General features: G+C 41.2%; 17 protein-coding genes and 1 pseudogene. 13 read left to right on the forward strand and 5 right to left on the reverse strand.

Annotated features, from left to right (window positions below; genetic code table 11):
• From groEL to ACZ07B_RS19415, 3 genes are all read left to right on the forward strand, one after another.
• On the forward strand, positions 1-876 hold an 876-nt coding region (gene groEL / locus ACZ07B_RS19405), incomplete at its 5' end, for a chaperonin GroEL (RefSeq protein ID WP_464877565.1).
• A gap of 803 nt (positions 877-1,679) precedes the next feature.
• Positions 1,680-2,750 (forward strand): DNA sulfur modification protein DndB, encoded by a 1,071-nt coding sequence (locus ACZ07B_RS19410; protein WP_157796815.1) that lies wholly within the window; start codon positions 1,680-1,682, stop codon positions 2,748-2,750.
• A 1-nt stretch (position 2,751) separates the two neighbouring features.
• The gene (locus ACZ07B_RS19415) at positions 2,752-3,810 is read left to right on the forward strand and encodes a DNA sulfur modification protein DndB (RefSeq protein ID WP_144483648.1); all 1,059 of its coding nucleotides are present in this window, start codon (positions 2,752-2,754) and stop codon (positions 3,808-3,810) included.
• 327 nt (positions 3,811-4,137) lie between these two features.
• Here ACZ07B_RS19415 and gutR read toward each other — a convergent pair whose 3' ends face one another.
• Entirely contained in the window at positions 4,138-6,633 is a 2,496-nt protein-coding gene (gene gutR / locus ACZ07B_RS19420; protein ID WP_464877566.1) for a glucitol operon transcriptional regulator GutR, read from the reverse strand.
• Between the two features lie 201 nt (positions 6,634-6,834).
• On the opposite strand from gutR, the gene gutB reads away from it, so the two are divergent.
• The 7 genes and pseudogenes from gutB (at position 6,835) to ACZ07B_RS19455 (ending at position 14,152) form a co-directional block, all read left to right on the forward strand.
• Positions 6,835-7,896 carry a sorbitol dehydrogenase gene (gutB, locus tag ACZ07B_RS19425; protein ID WP_350416410.1) on the forward strand — a complete coding sequence of 354 codons (1,062 nt, stop codon included), beginning with the start codon at positions 6,835-6,837 and terminating at the stop codon, positions 7,894-7,896.
• 72 nt (positions 7,897-7,968) lie between these two features.
• Positions 7,969-9,360 (forward strand): MFS transporter, encoded by a 1,392-nt coding sequence (locus ACZ07B_RS19430; protein ID WP_350416411.1) that lies wholly within the window; start codon positions 7,969-7,971, stop codon positions 9,358-9,360.
• Positions 9,361-9,454: 94 nt separating this feature from the next.
• Positions 9,455-10,417 (forward strand): carbohydrate kinase family protein, encoded by a 963-nt coding sequence (locus ACZ07B_RS19435; RefSeq protein ID WP_128737608.1) that lies wholly within the window; start codon positions 9,455-9,457, stop codon positions 10,415-10,417.
• A 195-nt stretch (positions 10,418-10,612) separates the two neighbouring features.
• Positions 10,613-11,295: pseudogene (locus ACZ07B_RS19440) on the forward strand (PspA/IM30 family protein).
• Positions 11,296-11,360: 65 nt separating this feature from the next.
• Entirely contained in the window at positions 11,361-12,386 is a 1,026-nt protein-coding gene (locus ACZ07B_RS19445) for a TFIIB-type zinc ribbon-containing protein (RefSeq protein WP_041336778.1), read from the forward strand.
• The gene (locus ACZ07B_RS19450) at positions 12,386-13,150 is read left to right on the forward strand and encodes a TPM domain-containing protein (protein WP_123374294.1); all 765 of its coding nucleotides are present in this window, start codon (positions 12,386-12,388) and stop codon (positions 13,148-13,150) included. The genes ACZ07B_RS19445 and ACZ07B_RS19450 overlap by 1 nt, the downstream gene beginning before the upstream one ends.
• A 30-nt stretch (positions 13,151-13,180) precedes the next feature.
• Positions 13,181-14,152 carry an SPFH domain-containing protein gene (locus tag ACZ07B_RS19455; protein ID WP_464877567.1) on the forward strand — a complete coding sequence of 324 codons (972 nt, stop codon included), beginning with the start codon at positions 13,181-13,183 and terminating at the stop codon, positions 14,150-14,152.
• Between the two features lie 46 nt (positions 14,153-14,198).
• Here ACZ07B_RS19455 and ACZ07B_RS19460 read toward each other — a convergent pair whose 3' ends face one another.
• Positions 14,199-15,224: a potassium channel family protein gene (locus tag ACZ07B_RS19460; RefSeq protein WP_003242752.1), complete on the reverse strand. Its 1,026-nt coding sequence runs from the start codon at positions 15,222-15,224 to the stop codon at positions 14,199-14,201.
• A gap of 584 nt (positions 15,225-15,808) precedes the next feature.
• On the opposite strand from ACZ07B_RS19460, the gene iolT reads away from it, so the two are divergent.
• Entirely contained in the window at positions 15,809-17,230 is a 1,422-nt protein-coding gene (iolT, locus tag ACZ07B_RS19465) for a myo-inositol transporter IolT (protein ID WP_217018784.1), read from the forward strand.
• Positions 17,231-17,277: 47 nt separating this feature from the next.
• Here iolT and bdhA read toward each other — a convergent pair whose 3' ends face one another.
• Positions 17,278-18,318, reverse strand: coding sequence for a (R,R)-butanediol dehydrogenase (bdhA, locus tag ACZ07B_RS19470; RefSeq protein WP_029946299.1), 1,041 nt, complete (start codon positions 18,316-18,318; stop codon positions 17,278-17,280).
• Positions 18,319-18,755: 437 nt separating this feature from the next.
• Here bdhA and walM point away from each other — a divergent pair, with 437 nt between their 5' ends.
• A complete protein-coding gene (gene walM / locus ACZ07B_RS19475; RefSeq protein ID WP_003234013.1) occupies positions 18,756-19,127 on the forward strand; it encodes a cell wall metabolism protein WalM in 372 nt (123 codons plus the stop codon).
• Between the two features lie 65 nt (positions 19,128-19,192).
• Positions 19,193-20,239 (forward strand): PD40 domain-containing protein, encoded by a 1,047-nt coding sequence (locus tag ACZ07B_RS19480; RefSeq protein WP_088325382.1) that lies wholly within the window; start codon positions 19,193-19,195, stop codon positions 20,237-20,239.
• A gap of 33 nt (positions 20,240-20,272) precedes the next feature.
• On the opposite strand, the gene ACZ07B_RS19485 is transcribed toward ACZ07B_RS19480, so the two are convergent.
• Positions 20,273-20,431 carry a hypothetical protein gene (locus ACZ07B_RS19485; protein WP_134156770.1) on the reverse strand — a complete coding sequence of 53 codons (159 nt, stop codon included), beginning with the start codon at positions 20,429-20,431 and terminating at the stop codon, positions 20,273-20,275.
• 189 nt (positions 20,432-20,620) lie between these two features.
• Positions 20,621-20,830, reverse strand: coding sequence for a cold-shock protein (locus ACZ07B_RS19490; RefSeq protein WP_003234008.1), 210 nt, complete (start codon positions 20,828-20,830; stop codon positions 20,621-20,623).
• Between the last annotated feature and the right edge of the window lie 50 nt (positions 20,831-20,880).

The raw sequence follows: 20,880 nt of genomic DNA on the forward strand, positions 1-20,880 counted from the left end.
GAAGGCGAAGCACTTGCAACACTTGTTGTGAACAAACTTCGCGGCACATTCAATGCAGTGGCTGTTAAAGCTCCTGGCTTCGGTGACCGCCGTAAAGCAATGCTTGAAGACATCGCTGTCCTTACTGGCGGAGAAGTCATCACAGAAGATCTTGGCCTTGACCTGAAATCTACTCAAATCGCTCAATTGGGACGCGCTTCTAAAGTTGTCGTTACTAAAGAAAACACAACAATCGTTGAAGGCGCTGGCGAAACAGACAAAATTTCTGCCCGCGTGACTCAAATCCGCGCTCAAGTGGAAGAAACAACTTCTGAATTCGACAGAGAAAAATTACAAGAGCGTCTTGCTAAACTTGCTGGCGGCGTAGCTGTCATCAAAGTCGGCGCTGCGACTGAAACTGAGCTGAAAGAGCGTAAACTTCGCATCGAAGACGCCCTGAACTCAACTCGCGCAGCTGTTGAAGAAGGCATCGTATCCGGTGGGGGTACAGCGCTTGTAAACGTATATAATAAAGTCGCTGCAGTTGAAGCTGAAGGCGATGCTCAAACAGGTATCAACATCGTGCTTCGCGCGCTTGAAGAGCCAATCCGTCAAATCGCACACAATGCTGGTCTTGAAGGATCTGTCATCGTTGAACGCCTCAAAAACGAAGAAATCGGCGTAGGCTTCAACGCTGCAACTGGCGAATGGGTAAACATGATCGAAAAAGGTATCGTTGACCCAACGAAAGTTACACGCTCAGCTCTTCAAAACGCTGCGTCTGTAGCTGCAATGTTCTTAACAACTGAAGCCGTTGTCGCTGACAAGCCAGAAGAAAACGCTGGCGGCGGAATGCCTGACATGGGCGGCATGGGCGGTATGGGTGGAATGATGTAATCATAGCCCCTAAAACCCAGTAAAAATGGGGTTTCTAGACTCTTATCTACTCTAAAAATAACCGAATAGTAACAAAAGGGTAACATTTTCTTGAATAAGGGTAGAGGTTTTCCATGAGTTCTTTGAACTTTTGGGAAGCCTCTTTTTTTCTCTTTTGTTACAAGTAAATAAACAATATGATGTTCATTTCCTTCTATATTATAAAATAAATTCATTAAGAACCTTCATCAGTCAAGATATTATTTTTCCATATTACAAAAGTGGAATCATAAAAACTGTAACAATTCTCCCGAAACCTCTACCACTTCTCTTTTTTAATGATTTAAAACTCAATATATTTGAATCTATTGCGTTTGGTTTTTAGGACGTTTTAAACTTTCGGTAATGAACATTTGGATATTGATTCGAAGCAGTTGCGCATTGTACGGTTAAAATGAAAGATATATTAAAAAAGATTGTTTATCGAATCACTCGAATTAAAGAAAATTGTGTTGGAAGGGACTTTTTTGTACTTGGCCAGGTCGAATTTTGGAAATGAATAAGCAGGTTCTTTTTTGATTTTATAATTTAAGGAACATAAGCAGCTGTTAGACAAGGATTTTAAATATAGTAATACATTTGAAGAAGAAGTTATATAAACTATAACAATGTTAATTATACAAACAAAACTATGAGAAAGATTAATTAAAAAGCTTGAATAAAAAAATAAAGCGAAGGTTTACTTTTTTATGTAAAATCAAACATTTTTGGACAATCATTGTGTATAATTATTACAGAACCTAGAAAGAAAGGGGATTTTCAGGGTGGATTTAACGGGAATTTCAAGAAGGAGTAGTAATTTTATAACTTTAAAAGGTGTTATAGGAAAACAATTTAACCACCAAGTAATATCTATTCAATGTACTGTAAATGAGGTTTTGAAGTTTTTAGAGATAGATCAAGATGTTCAAAGAGAAGCAGATGAAAATAAAATTTCAAGTATAAAAAAATATATTCAATATGGATTAGAAGGAAATGATATTTATTTTCCCCCTCTTATATTTTCAGCTAGAGGGCAAGGAATTTATGATGAGGACCAACTACAATATAGGTTGCAATCTGACGAAAAATTGGTGATTTTAGATGGTCAGCACCGTATAAAGGCGTTTGAAATTTTGAAAAGACAGCTTCAATCACAAAATGATTTGACTAGCTTGGATAAAGTAAAAGATTTTCCTCTAACTATCCAAGTTTTTGTTGATTTATCTATCGATAAAGAACGTCAATTATTCACAGATATAAACTCAAAATCATCTCCAGTAAATAACACCCTGTTAATTATGTATAAAGAAAATGATCTTTATGGACAGCTAGTTAAAGAAATTGTCTATAATCATCCAACTATACCTGAGGATCTTTTTGAGATTAGATTAAAGGCAACACGATCAAAACTACTAACAGCAGCTACGCTATACCTAGTAGCAATAGCTTTGAATGATGGGGGATTTAGTCGAGATTCACGTAAAACAATAAATGAAAATAATTTTTCACAATATAAATTCAAAACAGAAAAATTTCTTACACTACTAAGAAAGTATGCCCCAATTGATGCCTTAGATAGGGATAAATATGTGATTTTTTACCCTAATGTAATTCTAGGAATTGCTAAGTTTGTCAATTTAGCACTTAAGGAATATCCGGATATAACCATGGAAGATTTGTTTGAAAATGTTGTAGGGAAAATTAACTGGTCACACAAAAATAAAGATTTTGATCGGTTAGCTACAAATTACAATTCCCAAACAAAAAAATACAAATTTGGTGCAAGAGGGAAATCAACAGTTGAAATGTCTAAGTTTTTGTTAACCCTTTACTGTAATTCGAGGGGGAAATAATATGTCAACAGTTACTATATTTGGAACTATAGATATTATAAATGGAAATAAAGAAAAAGGGATGCTCTCATCTCAAATGAAAATAAGAGATATTTTAGAGCTTTATAAAATTGATAAAAATATAAATAGGGATATATCATATGGAAGAATTCCGAAAATTGTTAAATACCTTGAGAACCAAGATAATGAAATGGGTATTTTCTTTCCGGCTATGGTTTTTTCGTTCAGAGGTAACCCAATTAATTATTATAGTAAGGATTTCGAGTTAGAATTGCCACTTGAAAAAAAACTTATTGTAATTGACGGCCAACATCGTATAAAAGCAATGGAGCGGCTTTTAGAAAACACAGATGATAAAAATAGAAGGGAGAAAATATTAAATTCATTTCTTACAGTTCAGATATACTTTGGACTACAAATTGAAGACGAAAAGAATTTGTTTGCTGATATTAATTCTAATGTTAAAAAAGTTTCAATGTCTCTAATAACTAAATTTGATACTAGAGATGTTTTAAATGTACTAGTTACAGAGCTATATGAGGTTTGTGATGCACTTCAAACTGCTAAAATTGAATTTAATAAAAGTAGGTTAGCTAGACCAGGAAATGATTATTTTTCAACTAGCTCTCGACTTAAGGAATTAATCAGCATAATACTTTTTGGGAAAAAGAATCCAAACCAGAAAGACACTGCTAACTTAACACAACAATATGATGATATAATTGTTTTTTTAGACAAGTTGTTTACAGAACTCTTTAGGAATTTACCACCTAATCCAGGAAACGTTTTAGAAAATATACTTGGGCATTATGCAACACAACATGCTCTTGGATATTATATAAATGATGCAATAATTATAAATGAAACAAAAATTGAATGGATAACTAGTTGGGAAGAAGATATTGAAGCACTATCCCAAATTAGTTGGAATGTCACGAATTCATTGTGGAAGAAATTTTTAATAGTGACAAGAAAAAATACTCCTTATGAATATTCAACGATTGAGGAATATCAATCAAATCAATTGTTTGATGTAATAAAAAATGAAATAAATTCTTAATTTTTATAGGAAGAGTATTTGTTAAATCTTCATTAAAGAAAAAGGAATTGTGGATAAAGTGGAGTAACAAAAAGGTAATATAACCTTATGTTACTCCATTAAGTTATTAAATAGTTTTATATCTCCCATCTAAAGAAAAAGCGTTTATAACCCGGATTAGTTTGCATGCGTAATTAACATCTTTTATAACTTGAAGGTAATAGAGGTAGTCTGAAATGTATTAAAAATCAGTTTGTCAAAAAAGATTTCTCATGTCTTTCTTTTATATAGAAAGTAAAAAGATTATTAAACTCTTTTTGTGAAAAAGAAAACGCATTGAGTCCAATTTTATATCGTGACATTTCTCACAATCACCTTATGAAATTGTTCCACCTCACCCCGAATCCCAATCGCAGGCTCCCACGAATCAATCAAACGAATCGCTTTCTGATTAGCTTCCATCGCTTTCGTTTTCTCTCCTTTACGGTTCAACAGCTGCGCCATCCCGTAAAAATAATAGATCAACTCAACCTGATTCGCGTTTTGTTTGTCATAGAGCATTTGCTCAAAGGCTTCTTCTGCTTTCTCAAACTGATCAGACTTCACGTAAGCGACACCCAGATTAAAATAGGCTTCTATCGTTTTTTCGCCGCCGTACGTGGAGCTGATTTCATTTGCGGCTCCGTATAATTGAATGGCTTCTTCATGATGACCTCTCGCAAAGCTTAAGTCACCGCGAACAAGCAGAACCCTATGTTGAATCGTAGGGGAAATCGCTTGATCTTCGATTTTGTTTAAAATGGTCTTTGCTTTTTCCTGTTGCCCGGCTTTTAAAAACAGCCTTGCTTTGAGTGCGTGTCCCCAAACCTTTAGATCATGGGCATCGTGAGCGTCAGATTGTTCCAGAATCTTCAGGCCGGCTTCTATTTGCTGAAGCGCTCCGTCTAAATCATTGACTTCCATCAATGCCCAGCCTGAGGTGTCGATTCGGAAGAACGCTTCTCGTGTGTGTTGGCCTAATTGATGGGCGGCGTCGGCCGCTTTACGTCCGTATTCGATTCGCAGGGGCAGGTTGATTCTGCTTAGAAAATGGCTAATTCGGGTGATGAGTTCGATTAGGATTTCTTTTTGATCGGTGTCGCTTGCCCATTGGATGACCTTTAAGATGTTTGGCCAATCTTGTTTCATTTGATCTAAATTCCGTCCCAGCAGGTAGCTCCAATAGATAGAGTTGGGCTGTTCCCGTTTTAAATGGGTTTCGGCATAATCAACATAATAGTGCGCCCAGCGATTGCGGGCTTCTTTTTCATATTCGTGCTGTTCGGACAAGTGCTGTTCTCCGTAAGCGACAACGGTTTGGTGCGCTAAGTATTGTATCCTGCCTTGGCTTCGTTCCGGCTGAATCAGCGCATATGACCGCATTTGTTCCATAGCGTAATGAAAACGGCGGGCGTCTAATCCGGCTGCTGCCGCCATGCTTTTTTCATCAGGCGGCTTGCTGAAAAAGCAAAGCGTCTGCCATAGCTTTCGCGTATCTTCATTGCATCTATCCCAGGTGCGGCCAAAGAGGAATTCAAACAATTCCAGCAGTGAGTAGCCTGCTTTTCCAAGCTCATGAATCAACTGCTGAGCGGGGATGTCATCGTCTGACATATAGGCGATGCTGAGTGCCATGGCTTTCGGGTTTCCGGCAGTCGCTGAAATGAATTCGTTTTTCAGGTCAGTCGATAGTTGTAACAGCTGCTCTAGCTTTTCCCGTTTACGTGGGAGGTTGCATGTTTGTAAGCAGTGATGCACTTCTTGTTGAAAAAAATCCAAGGCATCTGTTTGGTCAAGACAGCTTAGCTGGATGGCCACCATTTCTCCGAAGCTTTCCAGATAGGTCTGCTTTACGTTTTCCCGCGCTGTGAGGAGGACTTTCACTCCTTGCGGAAGGCTGGTGATAAATTCATGAATGTCACGTTCTGCGGTATCGATGCTGTCAACGATCAGCAGGATCGGTTTTTCTCTAGTGTAATTGGCTAACGCATTGCGGACGACAAACCGTTTTTCATTGATTGATTTATCGATTTGTTCTGTGCGTCCGAGCTGATAGGCGATCGTATTTAAAAAATCGCTAAAGCTCAATCCTTTCCAATCAGCGCTAACCCAAATGATACTGTTGAACGCCGGCCAAACTGAAGTATCGTCGACACAGGAATAGGCGGCTTCAAGAGCGATTGTGGTTTTTCCCATGCCGGCCCAGCCGGTGATTAAACAGACTGGTGATGGAGAAAGCATCCATTGCCGTATCGCTTCCATATCAAAGCTGCGTCCGATAAAGCGTCCGGACCAGCGTGAGGGTAAATTATGCGTGATAGGCTGTTCTGTAAGCGCATTCTCTTCATGGCCGGGTCTGTCATGAAACAGCCGTTTTACTACATTTTCAATTTCGTCTTCACTCGGAGCCCCGAATAATCCGTCTTTTCGCAGTATTTTCGCTTTTTTCAAACAAGATGCTGCCCATACAGGCAATGCGGGTTTGATGACTGGGATAGTGGTGGCTTCCAGCAGGTCGGTCAACCACTCGATATCCAAGTCGGTCTTTTCGAGAATGATCCAGATCATCCCGAACAGTTTTCCGTCGTCAATTCTTCCGGGAATGTAGTTTGCCCCCATCTGTCCGATCCAGCTTTTGATCGTGTTTGGGGAAACCCCCAGCTGGAGCGCGATTTTATCTATGTAAGACTGCCCTGTTTTTTCGTTCTTTTTCCTTCTGACTTTATAATCAGGATGAAGTTTTAGCGTTTTGACGCCAGGTGCCAGCAGTTGTGCAAATTGTTTTCGGTTTTCAAGTTCAGCCATAAGCCTGCACCTCCTATTAGTACTATTTTATCAATCCAGCGTTTTTTGTATATGAAAAAATAAAAGTACAGTGCCGCTGTCCTTTTATACAGCAGGAAAGGCTGTTGAACGTATTGAAAAGCAGATAAAATGGGGGCAGTAACAGAGAAAACAAAAATGTATGCACTTACATTTTATTTTCTAAAGAAAGGAATTTGCCAAATGACTCACACAGTACCTCAGAACATGAAAGCGGCTGTTATGCACAATACAAGAGAAATCAAAATCGAAACATTGCCTGTGCCTGACATCAATCATGATGAAGTGTTGATTAAGGTGAAGGCTGTCGGAATTTGCGGATCAGATCTGCATTACTATACAAATGGACGAATCGGCAACTATGTAGTGGAAAAACCATTTATCCTTGGCCATGAATGCGCGGGTAAAATCGCCGCTGTCGGATCATCTGTCGATCAATTCAAGGTGGGAGACCGCGTCGCTGTAGAGCCGGGTGTTACGTGCGGACGATGTGAAGCGTGCAAAGAAGGACGCTATAATCTTTGCCCGGATGTACAGTTTTTGGCTACACCGCCGGTAGACGGTGCGTTTGTCCAATATATTAAAATGCGTCAGGACTTTGTTTTTTTAATCCCAGATTCACTTTCTTATGAAGATGCTGCTTTGATCGAGCCGTTTTCTGTCGGCATCCATGCGGCGGCCAGAACGAAGCTACAGCCCGGATCAACGATTGCGATTATGGGGATGGGCCCTGTTGGGTTAATGGCTGTTGCCGCAGCTAAAGCATTTGGGGCAGGCACAATCATTGTCACCGACTTAGAGCCGCTGCGGTTAGAAGCTGCGAAAAAAATGGGAGCGACTCATATTATTAATATACGTGAACAGGATGCACTTGAAGAGATTAAAACGATCACGAATGATAGAGGCGTTGATGTTGCTTGGGAAACAGCAGGGAATCCAGCGGCATTGCAATCCGCACTGGCTTCTGTGCGCCGGGGCGGAAAATTGGCGATTGTCGGTTTGCCTTCACAGAACGAGATTCCGCTCAATGTGCCGTTTATTGCGGATAACGAGATTGATATTTACGGGATCTTCCGTTATGCCAATACGTATCCGAAGGGAATCGAATTTCTCGCTTCCGGCATTGTGGACACGAAGCATCTAGTAACGGACCAATATTCGCTGGAGCAGACGCAAGATGCGATGGAACGGGCGCTTCAATTTAAGAATGAATGTTTAAAAGTGATGGTGTATCCAAATCGCTGAGTGAACAGGGAGGATCTTCGTATTCTCCCTCTTGTTTACTGGTAATGAAAACGGATTCTTGGGGTGGGAAATATGATTGAAACAGAAAAAGTAACGGCAATGAATGCGAAGCGTCAGTCAAAATCCAGTACCGGACTGTCCTGGTTTGAACGAATCGGTTATGGATTCGGCGATATGTCTTATAATATTATCTTTCAGTTTGTAAACGCATACTTATTATTTTATTATACAGACGTCGGCGGCATTCAGCCTGCGGTGATCGCAACTTTGTTTCTTGTTGTGCGTGTGCTGGATGCTATTTTTGACCCGATCATGGGATTGATTTTAGATAAAACGAATACAAGGTGGGGAAAAGCAAGGCCATATTTGCTGTGGGTGGCATTTCCTTTTGCGCTATTCACATTCTTATGTTTCACGACGCCTCATTTCGGTGAGACCGGAAATATGGTATATGCGTATGTCACCTATATTCTGCTTGGGATGTCCTTTAGTATGCAAACGATCCCGGTGAACAGCTTAACGGGGCGGATGACGAATTCTGTGGAGGAGCGAACGGTTCTGACCACAACCCGGATGATTTTGGTGTATATCGGCATTCTTTTATCCATTTCCTGTGCGACACCGCTTGCAACTGCTATCGGAGGAGAGGATCAGGCGTTTGGATTTCAGATGACGGCGCTCATCTACGCGGCGGTCAGCATTGTTTTGAATCTATTCAGTTTCTTTACTGTCCGGGAGCGGATTCAGCCTAAAAAGAGAAAAAAACAAGGGATCCAAAAGACGTTATCCGTTTTATTCCAAAACAAACCCTTGCTCATGTTAATTTCATCATTTTTGGCTTTTGCGATCGGGTTTAATATTAAGCTCAGCACGATGGTGTATTATTTTACGTATAACGTAAACCATAAAGAGTTCGTGTTTATGGGCACCGTTTTATTTTTCGGGGCAGCGCTGATCAGCAATTTGTTTATTCCTTTCTTTTCTGAGAAGTGGGGCAGAAAACAAGTCATGATCATCACGGCAGCTCTATCGCTTATTTCTTATGCCGGCCTGCATTTTACGCCGTATTCTTCAATTCCACTCATTTTCATTTGGCTTTTCGCTTCGGGATTTTTCACAACGCCTTTAAATACGCTTGCTTGGGGAATGGTTGCGGATTGTGTCGATTATGCGGAATGGAAAACCGGAATTCGCGCGGATGGTGTGGTGATTTCGAGCATGAGCTTTATTAATAAGCTGGGTGTTGCGTTAGCCGGGTCATTTTCGGCCATTTATTTAGGAATCGCCGGGTATGTGGCGAATACAGACCAGACAGTTGCGTCGTTGAATGCGATCAAAAATATGAATGCTTTGATTCCGGGATTTTTCATTTTGCTTTCTATTATTCTTATCGCCTTCTATCCTTTAACGGAAAAAAGATATAAACACATCATCTCTGAGCTGGAGCAAAGGTCTGCGAGATAAATATATGTAAAATTTTTAATATTCAATGTTGTATTTATGGCAAAATGTAATATACTGAGACTGTAATCTAGACTTTATAAATGAGTGTGATAATATGCGTAGTCATTCTGTAGTTTGTATTGGGGAATTGTTGATTGATTTCTTTTGTACCGATGTTGACGTTGATTTAATGGAAGGGCGCCATTTCCTGAAAAGTGCCGGCGGGGCACCGGCGAATGTGTCAGCAGCGATTGCCAAGCTGGGCGGAGACGCCGCTTTCAGCGGAAAAGTAGGAAAGGATCCGTTTGGGTATTTTCTGAAGCAAACATTGGACGCTGTACACGTCGATACCTCTATGCTGGTGATGGATGAGAAAGCGCCTACAACGCTTGCTTTTGTTTCATTAAAACAAAATGGAGAGCGTGACTTTGTTTTTAATAGAGGTGCGGACGCTTTGTTTACGCTGGAGGATATTGACCAGGAAAAACTAAACGGAGCGAAAATCCTTCATTTCGGCTCTGCGACGGCACTGTTATCAGATCCATTTTGCTCAGCCTATTTACGGCTGATGTCGATTGCGAAAGACAATGGACAGTTTATTTCGTTTGACCCTAACTACCGTGAAGATTTATGGAGGGGAAGAGTCTCAGAGTTTGTAAGTGTTGCGAAAAAAGCGATCGCTGTAAGTGATTTTGTGAAAGTCAGTGACGAGGAACTTGAGATTATCAGCGGTGTGAAGGATCATGAAAAGGGAGTCGCGATCCTTCATGAGATCGGAGCCAACATTGTCGCTGTGACACTTGGGAAAAGCGGAACGCTTCTTTCCAATGGAAAAGACCGTGAAATCATTCCAAGCATTCCGGTGACATCAATTGACTCAACAGGGGCGGGAGATGCTTTTGTCGGTGCGGCTTTATATCAATTGGCAAACACGGATCAGATTCAATCTGTAGATGCTGATTTTGTGAAACTGCGTGAGATTGTGGCGTTTGCCAATAAGGTCGGAGCTCTTGTGTGCACTAAAATTGGAGCGATTGATGCACTGCCGAGCTTGGATGAGATCGAAGTTTCTTTGTAAATCATTGAAGATGTTTCTTGAAAGTCTTTGGACTTTTGGGGGCATCTTTTTTTATTGCTTACATTTTTGTTCAGGTAAAAAGTTGTATATTTTTTGTTTGAAATGTCATTTTTTATTAAAAAAGTGAAACTTTTAACGATAATAAATAGTATATGTAACAAGGGTTACCGAATTAGCTTTAGGAGGAACGTTATAATGAGTATAATTGGAAGATTTAAAGATATTATGTCTGCGAATATCAATGCTTTATTGGACAAGGCTGAAAATCCGGAGAAAATGGTAGATCAATATTTAAGAAATATGAATAGCGATTTGGCTAAGGTTAAGGCAGAAACAGCAGCTGTTATGGCTGAGGAGCAGAGAGCAAAAAGAGAATATCACGAATGCCAGGCGGATATGGAAAAGATGGAAAGCTATGCAATGAAGGCGCTGCAAGCTGGGAATGAGAGCGATGCGAGAAAATTTCTTGAAAGAAAAACATCTTTGGAGTCAAAGCTTTCTGAGCTGCAGGCGGCGAATCAAATTGCTGCAACCAATGCCGCACAGATGAGAAAGATGCATGACAAATTGGTATCTGACATTGGAGAGCTGGAAGCACGTAAAAATATGATCAAGGCGAAGTGGGCAGTAGCGAAAACGCAAGAAAGAATGAACAAACTGGGCGCTTCTGTTTCAAGTACAAGCCAATCAATGTCTGCATTCGGCCGAATGGAGGACAAAGTAAATAAGGCACTTGATCAGGCCAATGCAATGGCTGAACTGAACAGCGCTCCGCAGGATGATATGGCTGATCTGACTGCAAAGTATGACACTGGCGGTTCAAGCCAGGTTGATGATGACTTGCGGCGTTAAAAGCGAAAATGATGCTCGATAAGTAATACATAGGAGGCCGCAGCTTTCGGCTGCGGCGTCATTTTATCATAAGATGTGAGAGGGAACGGTAATGATAATATCTTATAAGTGTCCGAACTGCGGCAGTGATATGGCATTTGACAGTGAAACCGGCTCGTTATCCTGCGGCAGCTGCGGAAGACAGGACAATATTGAAAGCCTTCCGAAAGAAAACATTGCGGCACGGTTTTCTGATGATGAAGCAAAAGAATATCAATGTGAAAACTGCGGTGCCGTTTTGATCACGGAAGCTGAAACGACAGCAACGACGTGCAGCTTCTGCGGAGGTGCTGCAATACTTGCCGATCGTTTATCAGGACATTTGGCGCCGGCGAAGGTCATTCCATTTACAATCAGCAAGCAAGAAGCGGAGCAGGCATTTCGAAAGTGGTGCAAAAAAGGCCTTCTGACACCAAGAGGTTTCATGTCTGCCGATCGCATTAAAAGCATCACCGGCATGTATATTCCGTTTTGGATGTTTGATTTAAATAGTGAAGTACAGGTGAGAGCAAACTGTACCAGAGTCCATCAATATGAAGAAGGAGATTATATTTGCACGGAAACAGAGCACTTTGAAGCGTTTCGTGATATCAATCTCGATTATTTGAAAATCCCTGTCGATGCCTCTGAAAAAATGAAAGACGAATTAATGGACAAATTGGAGCCTTATTCATACGAAGAGCTGAAGGACTTTCAAACGGCATATTTGGCCGGTTATATTGCGGAAAAGTACAATTATACCGATGAGGAGCTTTTTCCGAGGGCAAAAGAGAAAATCAGCAGTTATATAGATTCATACATCCATTCTACTTTTTCCGGATATACGTCAGTCAATGTGAGGGACAAACATATTCACACGAAAAACGTGAACAGCTTTTACGTTTTGCTTCCCGTTTGGATGGTCAGTTACGATTATGAAAGAGCGGAGCATATCTTTGCGATGAACGGGCAAACAGGAAAGGTTGTTGGAAAGCCGCCGATCAGTCGAGGAAAAGTGGCAGCATGGTTTAGCGGAATAGCAGGCGGGACATTTCTTGCGTTGAAGCTCGTCTCATTGATGATGGGAGGCGGATTTTGATGCGGGGATTTTTAGGGAAAGCGATCTTTGGTGTGCTGGCTGTCTTCATCATGATGCCTTTACTGGGTATCGAAGCGGCAAGAGCCTCTGAATCGCAGCAGCATGTGTACGATCGCGCTCATCTATTGTCAAAAGCGGAGATCGGAAAACTTGAATCTCTCTCGGCAGAGCTGGGTGCAAAGAGAGACACTGATTTCATCATTATTACGACTAAAAGCACAAATGGTGAAGATATTGCCGATTATGCCGGCGATTTTTATGATCGTTACGGAAAAGGCAGTACAGCCATTTTGACCATTGATATGACAAACAGAGAAGTGTTTATCGCAGGCTTCAAAAAAGCCGAACAGTATTTGGACAACAGCAGGCTCAATAGCATCAGAAATACGATTTCATCTGATTTATCCAATGAAAATTATTTTAAAGCTTTTGAGACATATATTCAGCTTTCCTATAAAGATATGGGCATAAAACCGGGAGTAAACCCCGACAACATATTCTTTACATGGTGGTTTCAGCTGATTGCTGCCATCGCAGTCGGGGGAATTGCGGTTTCAATCATGCTTTATCATGCAGGCGGCAAAGTAACGGTTAATGGAAATACATATATGGATCAGCGTACGTCTGATGTGATTGATCAATACGACACTTATATTAGAACGACTGTAACAAGAGAAAGAAAACCATCAGATAAAGACAGCGGCAGCGATGGCGGTGTTACGAAAGGCGGTACGTCATACAGTGGGAGCCGGGGCAGTTTTTAAATGTAAGAAATAGAGAAAGGGAGAGGCGTAATGTCGTTTTTCAGAAATCAATTAGCGAATGTAGTAGAGTGGGAAGAATTTAGAGATGATATGATTTTTTATAAATGGAACAATCGTGAAATCAAAAAAGGGAGCCGTTTAATCATTCGTCCCGGACAGGATGCTGTCTTTTTGAACAATGGGCGGGTTGAAGGAGTCTTTCAAGATGATGGCGATTATGATATTGAATCAGAAATTATTCCATTCCTTTCAACGTTAAAGGGCTTTAAGTTTGGCTTTAACAGCGGCATGCGAGCTGAGGTGCTGTTTGTCAATACGAAGGAATTTACCGTAAGATGGGGAACAAAACAGGCGATAAATATTCCGGCAGCGGGAATGCCAGGCGGGGTACCCATTCGCGCAAACGGCACATTTAATTTCAAGGTGCAGGACTATATCAGCCTGATTGATAAAATCGCTGGCGTGAAAGATCAATATTTTGTAGAGGATATTAAAACCCGTATCATTTCTATTCTGGATCAGCTTCTCATGAAGTGGATCACAAGAGAAGGGAAAGATATGTTTAATCTTCAAGCAAACGCTTTTGATATTGCCAAGGGAATTCAAGAGGACTTAGATATGCAATTAATAAGCGACGGGATGACGGTCACTGGTTTTCAAATCATGAGCTTTAATTACCCTCAAGAGGTTCAAGATATGATTACAAAGAACGCTTCCTACGGTATGGTTGGGGATGTGAACAGATACCAGCAAATATCAATGACGGATGGAATGGCATCCGGAAAGATGAGCGGAGGCGGAGCGGCTTCGGATATGGCTGGAATGATGATGGGAATGAATATGGCCAATCAGATGATGAACCAAATGAATCAAAATCAGCAGGCACAGTCATCAGGCCCACAGTCAACTGGCAGCGGAAGCAAACCGAATTTCTGTCCAAACTGCGGAACAAAAACGGGCGAAGCCAATTTTTGTCCGAATTGCGGACAGAAGCTTGTGTAAGACTTATACAGTGAAAAGTCCGGAGTGATCAGCACTCGGGACTTTTTTATTTAGGAGAATAAGCGTTACCTATTGCTTGCTCCTGAACAGGCCATTTTCGAGCCCCCGCTTGGATAATTCCCAGCAGCAATTGACGACGTTCCTTTATTGAATTGACGGCAATTTGAAATGTTTGCTTTGATAAAGCCGGTATGCCTGATTGTTGAAGCTTTGAGATGTCTGGTTCCGGCGGCGCTTGTTCTGCAGGATGGATATAGGCAGTATGAACGGTATCCAGATAGTTTTTGATACTTGAGCGCGCTTCTTTGATATGAAGCTGATTCGGCTGATATTGTTCAGGAATTCCGTATTTGAAAATGGTTAGGGCCTCATCCAATACAGCAACAGCTATAATGGATGATTCCTGATGCTGCGTGCTGTGGTAAAAATGAAGGATGGGGAAGGCGTTATGCTGAGCGGTCAGCTTTCCCAGTTCTGATGAGGCAGCGACAAGAAGAAAATCAATGTCGTGAAAATCTTTGCCATTCCATGCATTATGGACGATTTCTGTTCCGTCATGCCCTAGACTTAATACACTTTGGGCAAAGGAGCGTTTTTGATTAACCGCACTCAAGACGGAAATCAAATACGTGACAGAAAACGTGATGGTAAGCAGTCCTTGAGCTGTTTCAATAATCGTGACAAGCTTCCATAGGCCTCCGTTCGGAGCGAGGTCGCCATTTCCTAATGTAAACATGACATAGCCGGAAAAATAAATTCGGTCTGACCAGGAAGCCGGTTCTTTTGATTGAGTTTCCATAAGTGAGTGAGGGTCACTCGAGTAAATCAAAACCCACCCGCTCCAAAATAGACTGATCCATATCACTAACGTCAGGCATAACAGCAGAGGACCAGCCATACTTAGAACCTTTGCGTGGTCACCGCTGATTTTGCGGCAGCCCTTCCACAGCCAGGCAGACAGGCATCTTGTGATCGGGCCGGCACCGCTCTCTAACCATAACGTGGTCCATAAAAAATCAATCATCCCCGCTGTCAATAATAAAAGGCCTGCAATGATATAACCCTCATTCATTTTGGTTGCCTCCCTTAAGTCAGCCTTCTTTTATTTTCTTCTCTATTTCCTTTTATCCTGAGTCTGAAACAATTGAACGAATGTTTGATTTTACAGAGAAAAATAGGTGGGAGTTACCCAACACTTACTCATTTTTCGATATGAACAGAAAATCACAGGATTTTTGACTTGATTCACACATTTTCATGAAGAAAAACGTTCATTTTCCCCTTGAATTGGTGATTTTCCTTTTATAGAGTAAAAAATTTTCAGAAATTTATATTGACTGAAAGCGTTTTTATAATTATGATAATATCAGATATAACAAAAATATCACTATAACATCACTACAATTGAACTATTAAGTGACTAATAAATACCAAATGAACGAGGTTATGCACAAAGAAATGACCATTGTTCTTTTAATGAGAAATGAAATCGCTTCCATCGGGATTGACATGCTAAGAAGAAGGGAAGGTTATGAGGTTATTGGATAAAAACATGAACAACTATTTTCTGAAGCCTGCTTACGAAATGTGAGGAAGGCAGCAGCCCTGGAATAAGTTTTTGACATACGCATTTTGAAAAAGACTGGGGGAAACAGTATGAATAAACAAGGCAATCAAATGTCATTTTTACGTACAATTATTTTAGTCTCCACTTTCGGCGGGCTTCTTTTTGGCTATGATACCGGTGTGCTCAATGGAGCTTTGCCGTATATGGGAGAGCCGGATCAGCTTAATCTCAATGCCTTCACAGAGGGTCTTGTCACCAGTTCACTTCTTTTTGGAGCGGCACTGGGTGCTGTGTTTGGCGGCAGGATGTCTGATTTTAACGGCCGCCGCAAAAATATTTTGTTCCTCGCTGTTATATTTTTTATTTCAACGATCGGGTGTACGTTTGCTCCAAATGTTACGGTCATGATTATTTCCCGTTTTGTGCTTGGTATTGCGGTCGGGGGTGCATCCGTAACGGTGCCTGCCTATTTAGCAGAGATGTCTCCTGTGGAAAGCAGGGGACGGATGGTGACGCAGAACGAATTGATGATTGTATCAGGACAGCTTTTGGCCTTTGTTTTTAATGCGATCCTTGGCACAACAATGGGAGACAACTCCCATGTGTGGAGGTTTATGCTGGTCATTGCGTCACTTCCAGCCTTGTTCCTGTTTTTCGGCATGATCAGAATGCCCGAGAGTCCCCGCTGGCTTGTTTCTAAAGGAAGAAAAGAAGATGCTTTGCGTGTATTGAAAAAAATCAGAGACGAAAAGCGGGCAGCAGCTGAGCTGCAAGAAATCGAATTCGCTTTCAAAAAAGAAGATCAGCTTGAAAAAGTGACGTTTAAAGATCTTTCAGTCCCATGGGTGCGTCGTATTGTGTTTATTGGATTAGGGCTTGCGATTGTACAGCAAATTACAGGTGTGAATTCGATTATGTATTATGGGACTGAAATTCTAAGAAATTCCGGTTTCCAAACGGAAGCCGCTTTAATCGGAAATATTGCGAATGGCGTGATTTCGGTATTGGCAACATTCGTCGGAATCTGGCTGCTGGGAAGAGTGGGGCGCCGGCCGATGCTGATGACAGGCTTGATCGGTACGACAACAGCGTTATTGCTAATCGGGATATTCTCACTTGTACTTGAAGGATCTCCGGCACTTCCATATGTAGTCCTGTCATTAACGGTCACATTCCTTGCTTTTCAGCAGGGGGCCATTTCACCAGTGACTTGGCTGATGTTATCTGAAATTTTCCCGCTTCGCCTTCGCGGACTGGGAATGGGTGTTACGGTATTCTGTCTGTGGATGGTGAATTTTGCAGTCAGTTTCACGTTTCCGATATTGCTGGCAGCCATCGGGCTGTCCACAACGTTCTTTATCTTCGTTGGATTAGGAATTTGCTCTGTTCTATTTGTGAAGAAGTTTTTACCGGAAACGAAAGGACTTTCGCTTGAGCAGCTGGAGGAAAACTTCCGCGCTTATGATCACGGCGGGGCGAAGAAGGATTCTGGGGCTGAAGTGATTGGATAATTAAAAAAAGAATCCGCACCCGAGTGCGGATTCTTTTTGGTTTCAAATTAGTTAGGTCTGACAAGGATTTTAACTTGGTTTTTCTCTTTTATAAGAGCCCCGAAGCCTTCCTCGATCAAATCATCTAGTACGATTTTTTTCGTTACGAGTTTGTCAGCTGAGAAATAGCCTTCTTTCATTAATGACAGTACAGCCGGGAAGATGTCGCGGTATCCGATAATTCCTTTTACTGAACGTTCTTTGATCACGATATCGTTCGGATGGATTTCAGCACCTTTTTCCCAAATACTGACGATGACGGTTTCACCGGCAATTGTAGTGGACTGGATGGCTTGTCGTAACACCACTGGGACACCAGTGACTTCAAATGCTACGTCAACACCGCCTCCTGTACGTTCTGCAATCTCAGCGACTACATCGTCTGTTTTAGACGGATCAACGATGATCGCGCCAAGCTCCTCAGCTTTTTGCTGGCGTTCAGGAGAAAGCTCAACAGCGTAAATATCAGTTGCACCGGCAGCCTTCAGCGCTTCAATGACAAGAAGTCCGATCGGGCCGCAGCCGAATACAGCCGCTTTGTCGCCTGCTTTGAGTTTGCTTGAGCGGACAGCGTATAGAGCAACTGCAGAAGGTTCAACGAGCGCGCCTTGTTCATATGATAATTCATCAGGAAGTTTGAACAAAAGCTCTTCATCTACAGAGACGTATTCAGAGAAACCGCCGCCTCCGCCGGCTAAGCCGAGGAATCCCATTTGTTCATCAAGGTTGTAGGCGCCTTGGTGGCCGTGTGTAGCAAAAATCGGCTCGACTACGACGCGGTCTCCAACTTTATAATTTTCAACGCCTTCTCCGACTTCGACAACTTCACCGGAGAATTCATGCCCCATTGTGACAGGTGCCGTTTCATTTGTTAATGGGTGCGGTTTGTCAACCGGAATAAAGATCGGGCCGCCCAGATATTCGTGTAAATCACTTCCGCAGATGCCGCACCATTTGACTTTGATCTTTACTTTTCCCGGCTCCGTTTTTGGCTCTTCGATATGTTCAATACGGATATCCTTTTGGTTATGCCATCTTGCTGCCTTCATGGATTACCACTCCTATAACTTTTGATGTGAGTAATTCCGCACCGGTCAATATGAACTGTTCACAAAATCGCCATTTTTAAAACCAAAAAAGAAATGAAATTTTTATATAATATAATCTACGTTTTTTTGAAAAAAGAAACTTTGAAGAAAAAAGGGTCTCGCACACTCTTTTTTCTTTATATGAGAGTATCAATCGTTTACATAGCTATGAATTTGGTTTGAACAATACGGTAATGGTTCGTTCATATTGAATGCGACAACTACTCTATCAATAATTATAACGCTAATACTGCTATTATAATAGGATAATCTTCCATGGTTTATTTTAGCAGAGGTAACTTTTTTGACTTTGTAACATTACTGTAAGGATATTGAAATAAAAAATAGCTGGTTGATCGTGTATAATCTTCCTAGATGTTAACAAACAGGGGGACGAAATGTTGAAGAAAGTCATTTTAGCCGCTTTTATCTTAGTAGGAAGTACTTTGGGAGCTTTTAGTTTTTCATCAGATGCCAGTGCGAAACATGTGAACGGAAATATTACTTGGTATAATGGAGTCGGGAAAAAAGGCTCTTCAGGTAAGAAACTTGGACATTGGGATTGTGCGACCAAAATCGGATTTGATGTTCCTAGAAACGGGACAAAAATCAGAGCTTATGCAAAAGCGAAGCCTAAAAAGGTGATTACGGTTTATAAAAATGATGTTGGCAGAATGCCTAATGCAGTGCTGGATGTTAGCCCTAAAGCGTTTAAAGCGCTTGGATATCCATTAAGCAAAGGTAAAGTAGCGGGGCATTACAGCTATTAGTGTACATATATAATCTGGAAAGCAAGAAGTCACATTCTTGCTTTTTCTATTGGTGGAGATAAAAGATGAAAAAAAGAATCATATTATTGTTAGCAGTGATAATAGCGGCAGCTGCCGCGGGGGTTGCGTTTTATTTTACAAAGGATAAAGGCCATGAGAAGGCTGCTGATGTTTCAGTCAATACCGAAAGCGGTGATGAGCTGCTGGTTTCAATTACAGATACGGATCTGCTGACAAAGTATTATGAAAATGACAAGGTGATCCATGAGGAGAAGCTGACCAGCTATCCGGCATTTGCCTTGGATCAAAAACAGCAGGTGCTCTATTATACGGGCAATAATGAACAGAATGAAATGAGGCTTTTTAAATTGGATCTGAAGTCTCATAAAAAAACGATGCTTTATAAAGGCGCGGAGAGTGCGGACAGTTTATTTTTATCAAAGGACCGTTCAACCATCTATTTCCGCTTAGGAAAAGCGGACGAAAGCAATTTTCGGATCGCCGCTTTTGATCTGAAGACGAAAAAGTATAAAAATCTTTATCCAGCCGCTAATGATCAGGATGACACCGTCAGCAGCTTCTTTTATAACCAAAAAAACGATTCATTTGCATTGCTTCATTATTCTGTAGAAGAAGACTACAAGAAAACAGATGAAGCAAACGAAAAGGGTATCGACCCTGAACCGACAACGATTCATTTTGCGGAAGGCCGTCAACATAAATTTAATGAGCTGAAAAGCCTGAACCAATTTATCAGCGATATTGCTGTTTCTGATGATGATAAACGTATTTTATTCACATCATATACGCAAAAAGGAACGGAGCAAACCGCTTCTATTCAGATGCTCAATGCGGATACGAAAAAGTATGAAAGCATCATCTCAAATCAAAAATCATTTAAGCTGTTAATTGACGCACAGCCTCAGTTCTCTAAGGATGGAAAGAACATTTATTTTCTTGCCGAAGCCAAGGGGGCTAAAAAACTGAAGGATGAAACAGGGCGTGAAGCTAAGGTGCGGACGATTTATTCCTATAGCCTTGAAAATAAGACCTTCAAAAAAGTATGGGAAAATCCAAACGGCATCATCAACAGCTTTTCTGTGATTAACTAATAAAAACCACTCGGCATGAGCTGAGTGGCTTTTTTAATGGATGAGGTGCAGAGCTAATGATCCGAGCCATTTAAAGATATGAATCAGAGGTGCCGACAAAAACAGAAGTTCAACATATGAGTTCATTGCAACATTCAGCTTTTTGAACGCAGCTCTTTTTTTCAAGTCTTTTTGCTGCTGGTTTGAGATCACGTTATCACTCCTCTTATATCCATATTATACCATTGAAACAGACAAAAAAGCCCTAAACGTTTACAGTTTTGGGCTTCTTTCTTCGTATTTGGCCTCTTGCAATGAGAGGCTTTTATTCTGAAATATAGAATTTTGTCTCCGTTCGGGGTTTGTTTGCTTGCAGGAGACTGCATTTGTTATAGGGAAGAACTAGCTTGTTTTCGTTTGGCTGTTGTTTTGGAGATTCACTAATGAACGGATGCCGTCGACCATTTTACTTCCGCATAAAGGGCACAATGGCGTATCACTGCTGGCGAAGTTTTTTCGGGTCCAGCCATTACAGTCTTCTTTTGTGCATTCCCAAGTACTCACATCTTCTTTTGGCAGCGGTTCTTGATTTCGTTTGTTATAGTAAGACATAAAGTCACTTCTTCCCTCATGTATTTTACTGCACACTTCTTATTGTCTCA

The organism is Bacillus sp. 9.4, assembly GCF_055486415.1.

Excerpts from the sequence above, each read along its gene's own strand:
- ACZ07B_RS19450 (WP_123374294.1), top strand. The coding sequence starts at position 12,386 with ATGCGGGGATTTTTAGGGAAAGCGATCTTTGGTGTGCTGGCTGTCTTC.
- ACZ07B_RS19415 (WP_144483648.1), top strand. The coding sequence starts at position 2,752 with ATGTCAACAGTTACTATATTTGGAACTATAGATATTATAAATGGAAAT.
- gutR (WP_464877566.1), bottom strand. The coding sequence starts at position 6,633 with ATGGCTGAACTTGAAAACCGAAAACAATTTGCACAACTGCTGGCACCT.
- ACZ07B_RS19455 (WP_464877567.1), top strand. The coding sequence starts at position 13,181 with ATGTCGTTTTTCAGAAATCAATTAGCGAATGTAGTAGAGTGGGAAGAA.
- walM (WP_003234013.1), top strand. The coding sequence starts at position 18,756 with ATGTTGAAGAAAGTCATTTTAGCCGCTTTTATCTTAGTAGGAAGTACT.
- iolT (WP_217018784.1), top strand. The coding sequence starts at position 15,809 with ATGAATAAACAAGGCAATCAAATGTCATTTTTACGTACAATTATTTTA.
- ACZ07B_RS19460 (WP_003242752.1), bottom strand. The coding sequence starts at position 15,224 with ATGAATGAGGGTTATATCATTGCAGGCCTTTTATTATTGACAGCGGGG.
- ACZ07B_RS19490 (WP_003234008.1), bottom strand. The coding sequence starts at position 20,830 with ATGTCTTACTATAACAAACGAAATCAAGAACCGCTGCCAAAAGAAGAT.
- ACZ07B_RS19445 (WP_041336778.1), top strand. The coding sequence starts at position 11,361 with ATGATAATATCTTATAAGTGTCCGAACTGCGGCAGTGATATGGCATTT.
- ACZ07B_RS19480 (WP_088325382.1), top strand. The coding sequence starts at position 19,193 with ATGAAAAAAAGAATCATATTATTGTTAGCAGTGATAATAGCGGCAGCT.
- ACZ07B_RS19430 (WP_350416411.1), top strand. The coding sequence starts at position 7,969 with ATGATTGAAACAGAAAAAGTAACGGCAATGAATGCGAAGCGTCAGTCA.
- ACZ07B_RS19435 (WP_128737608.1), top strand. The coding sequence starts at position 9,455 with ATGCGTAGTCATTCTGTAGTTTGTATTGGGGAATTGTTGATTGATTTC.
- bdhA (WP_029946299.1), bottom strand. The coding sequence starts at position 18,318 with ATGAAGGCAGCAAGATGGCATAACCAAAAGGATATCCGTATTGAACAT.
- gutB (WP_350416410.1), top strand. The coding sequence starts at position 6,835 with ATGACTCACACAGTACCTCAGAACATGAAAGCGGCTGTTATGCACAAT.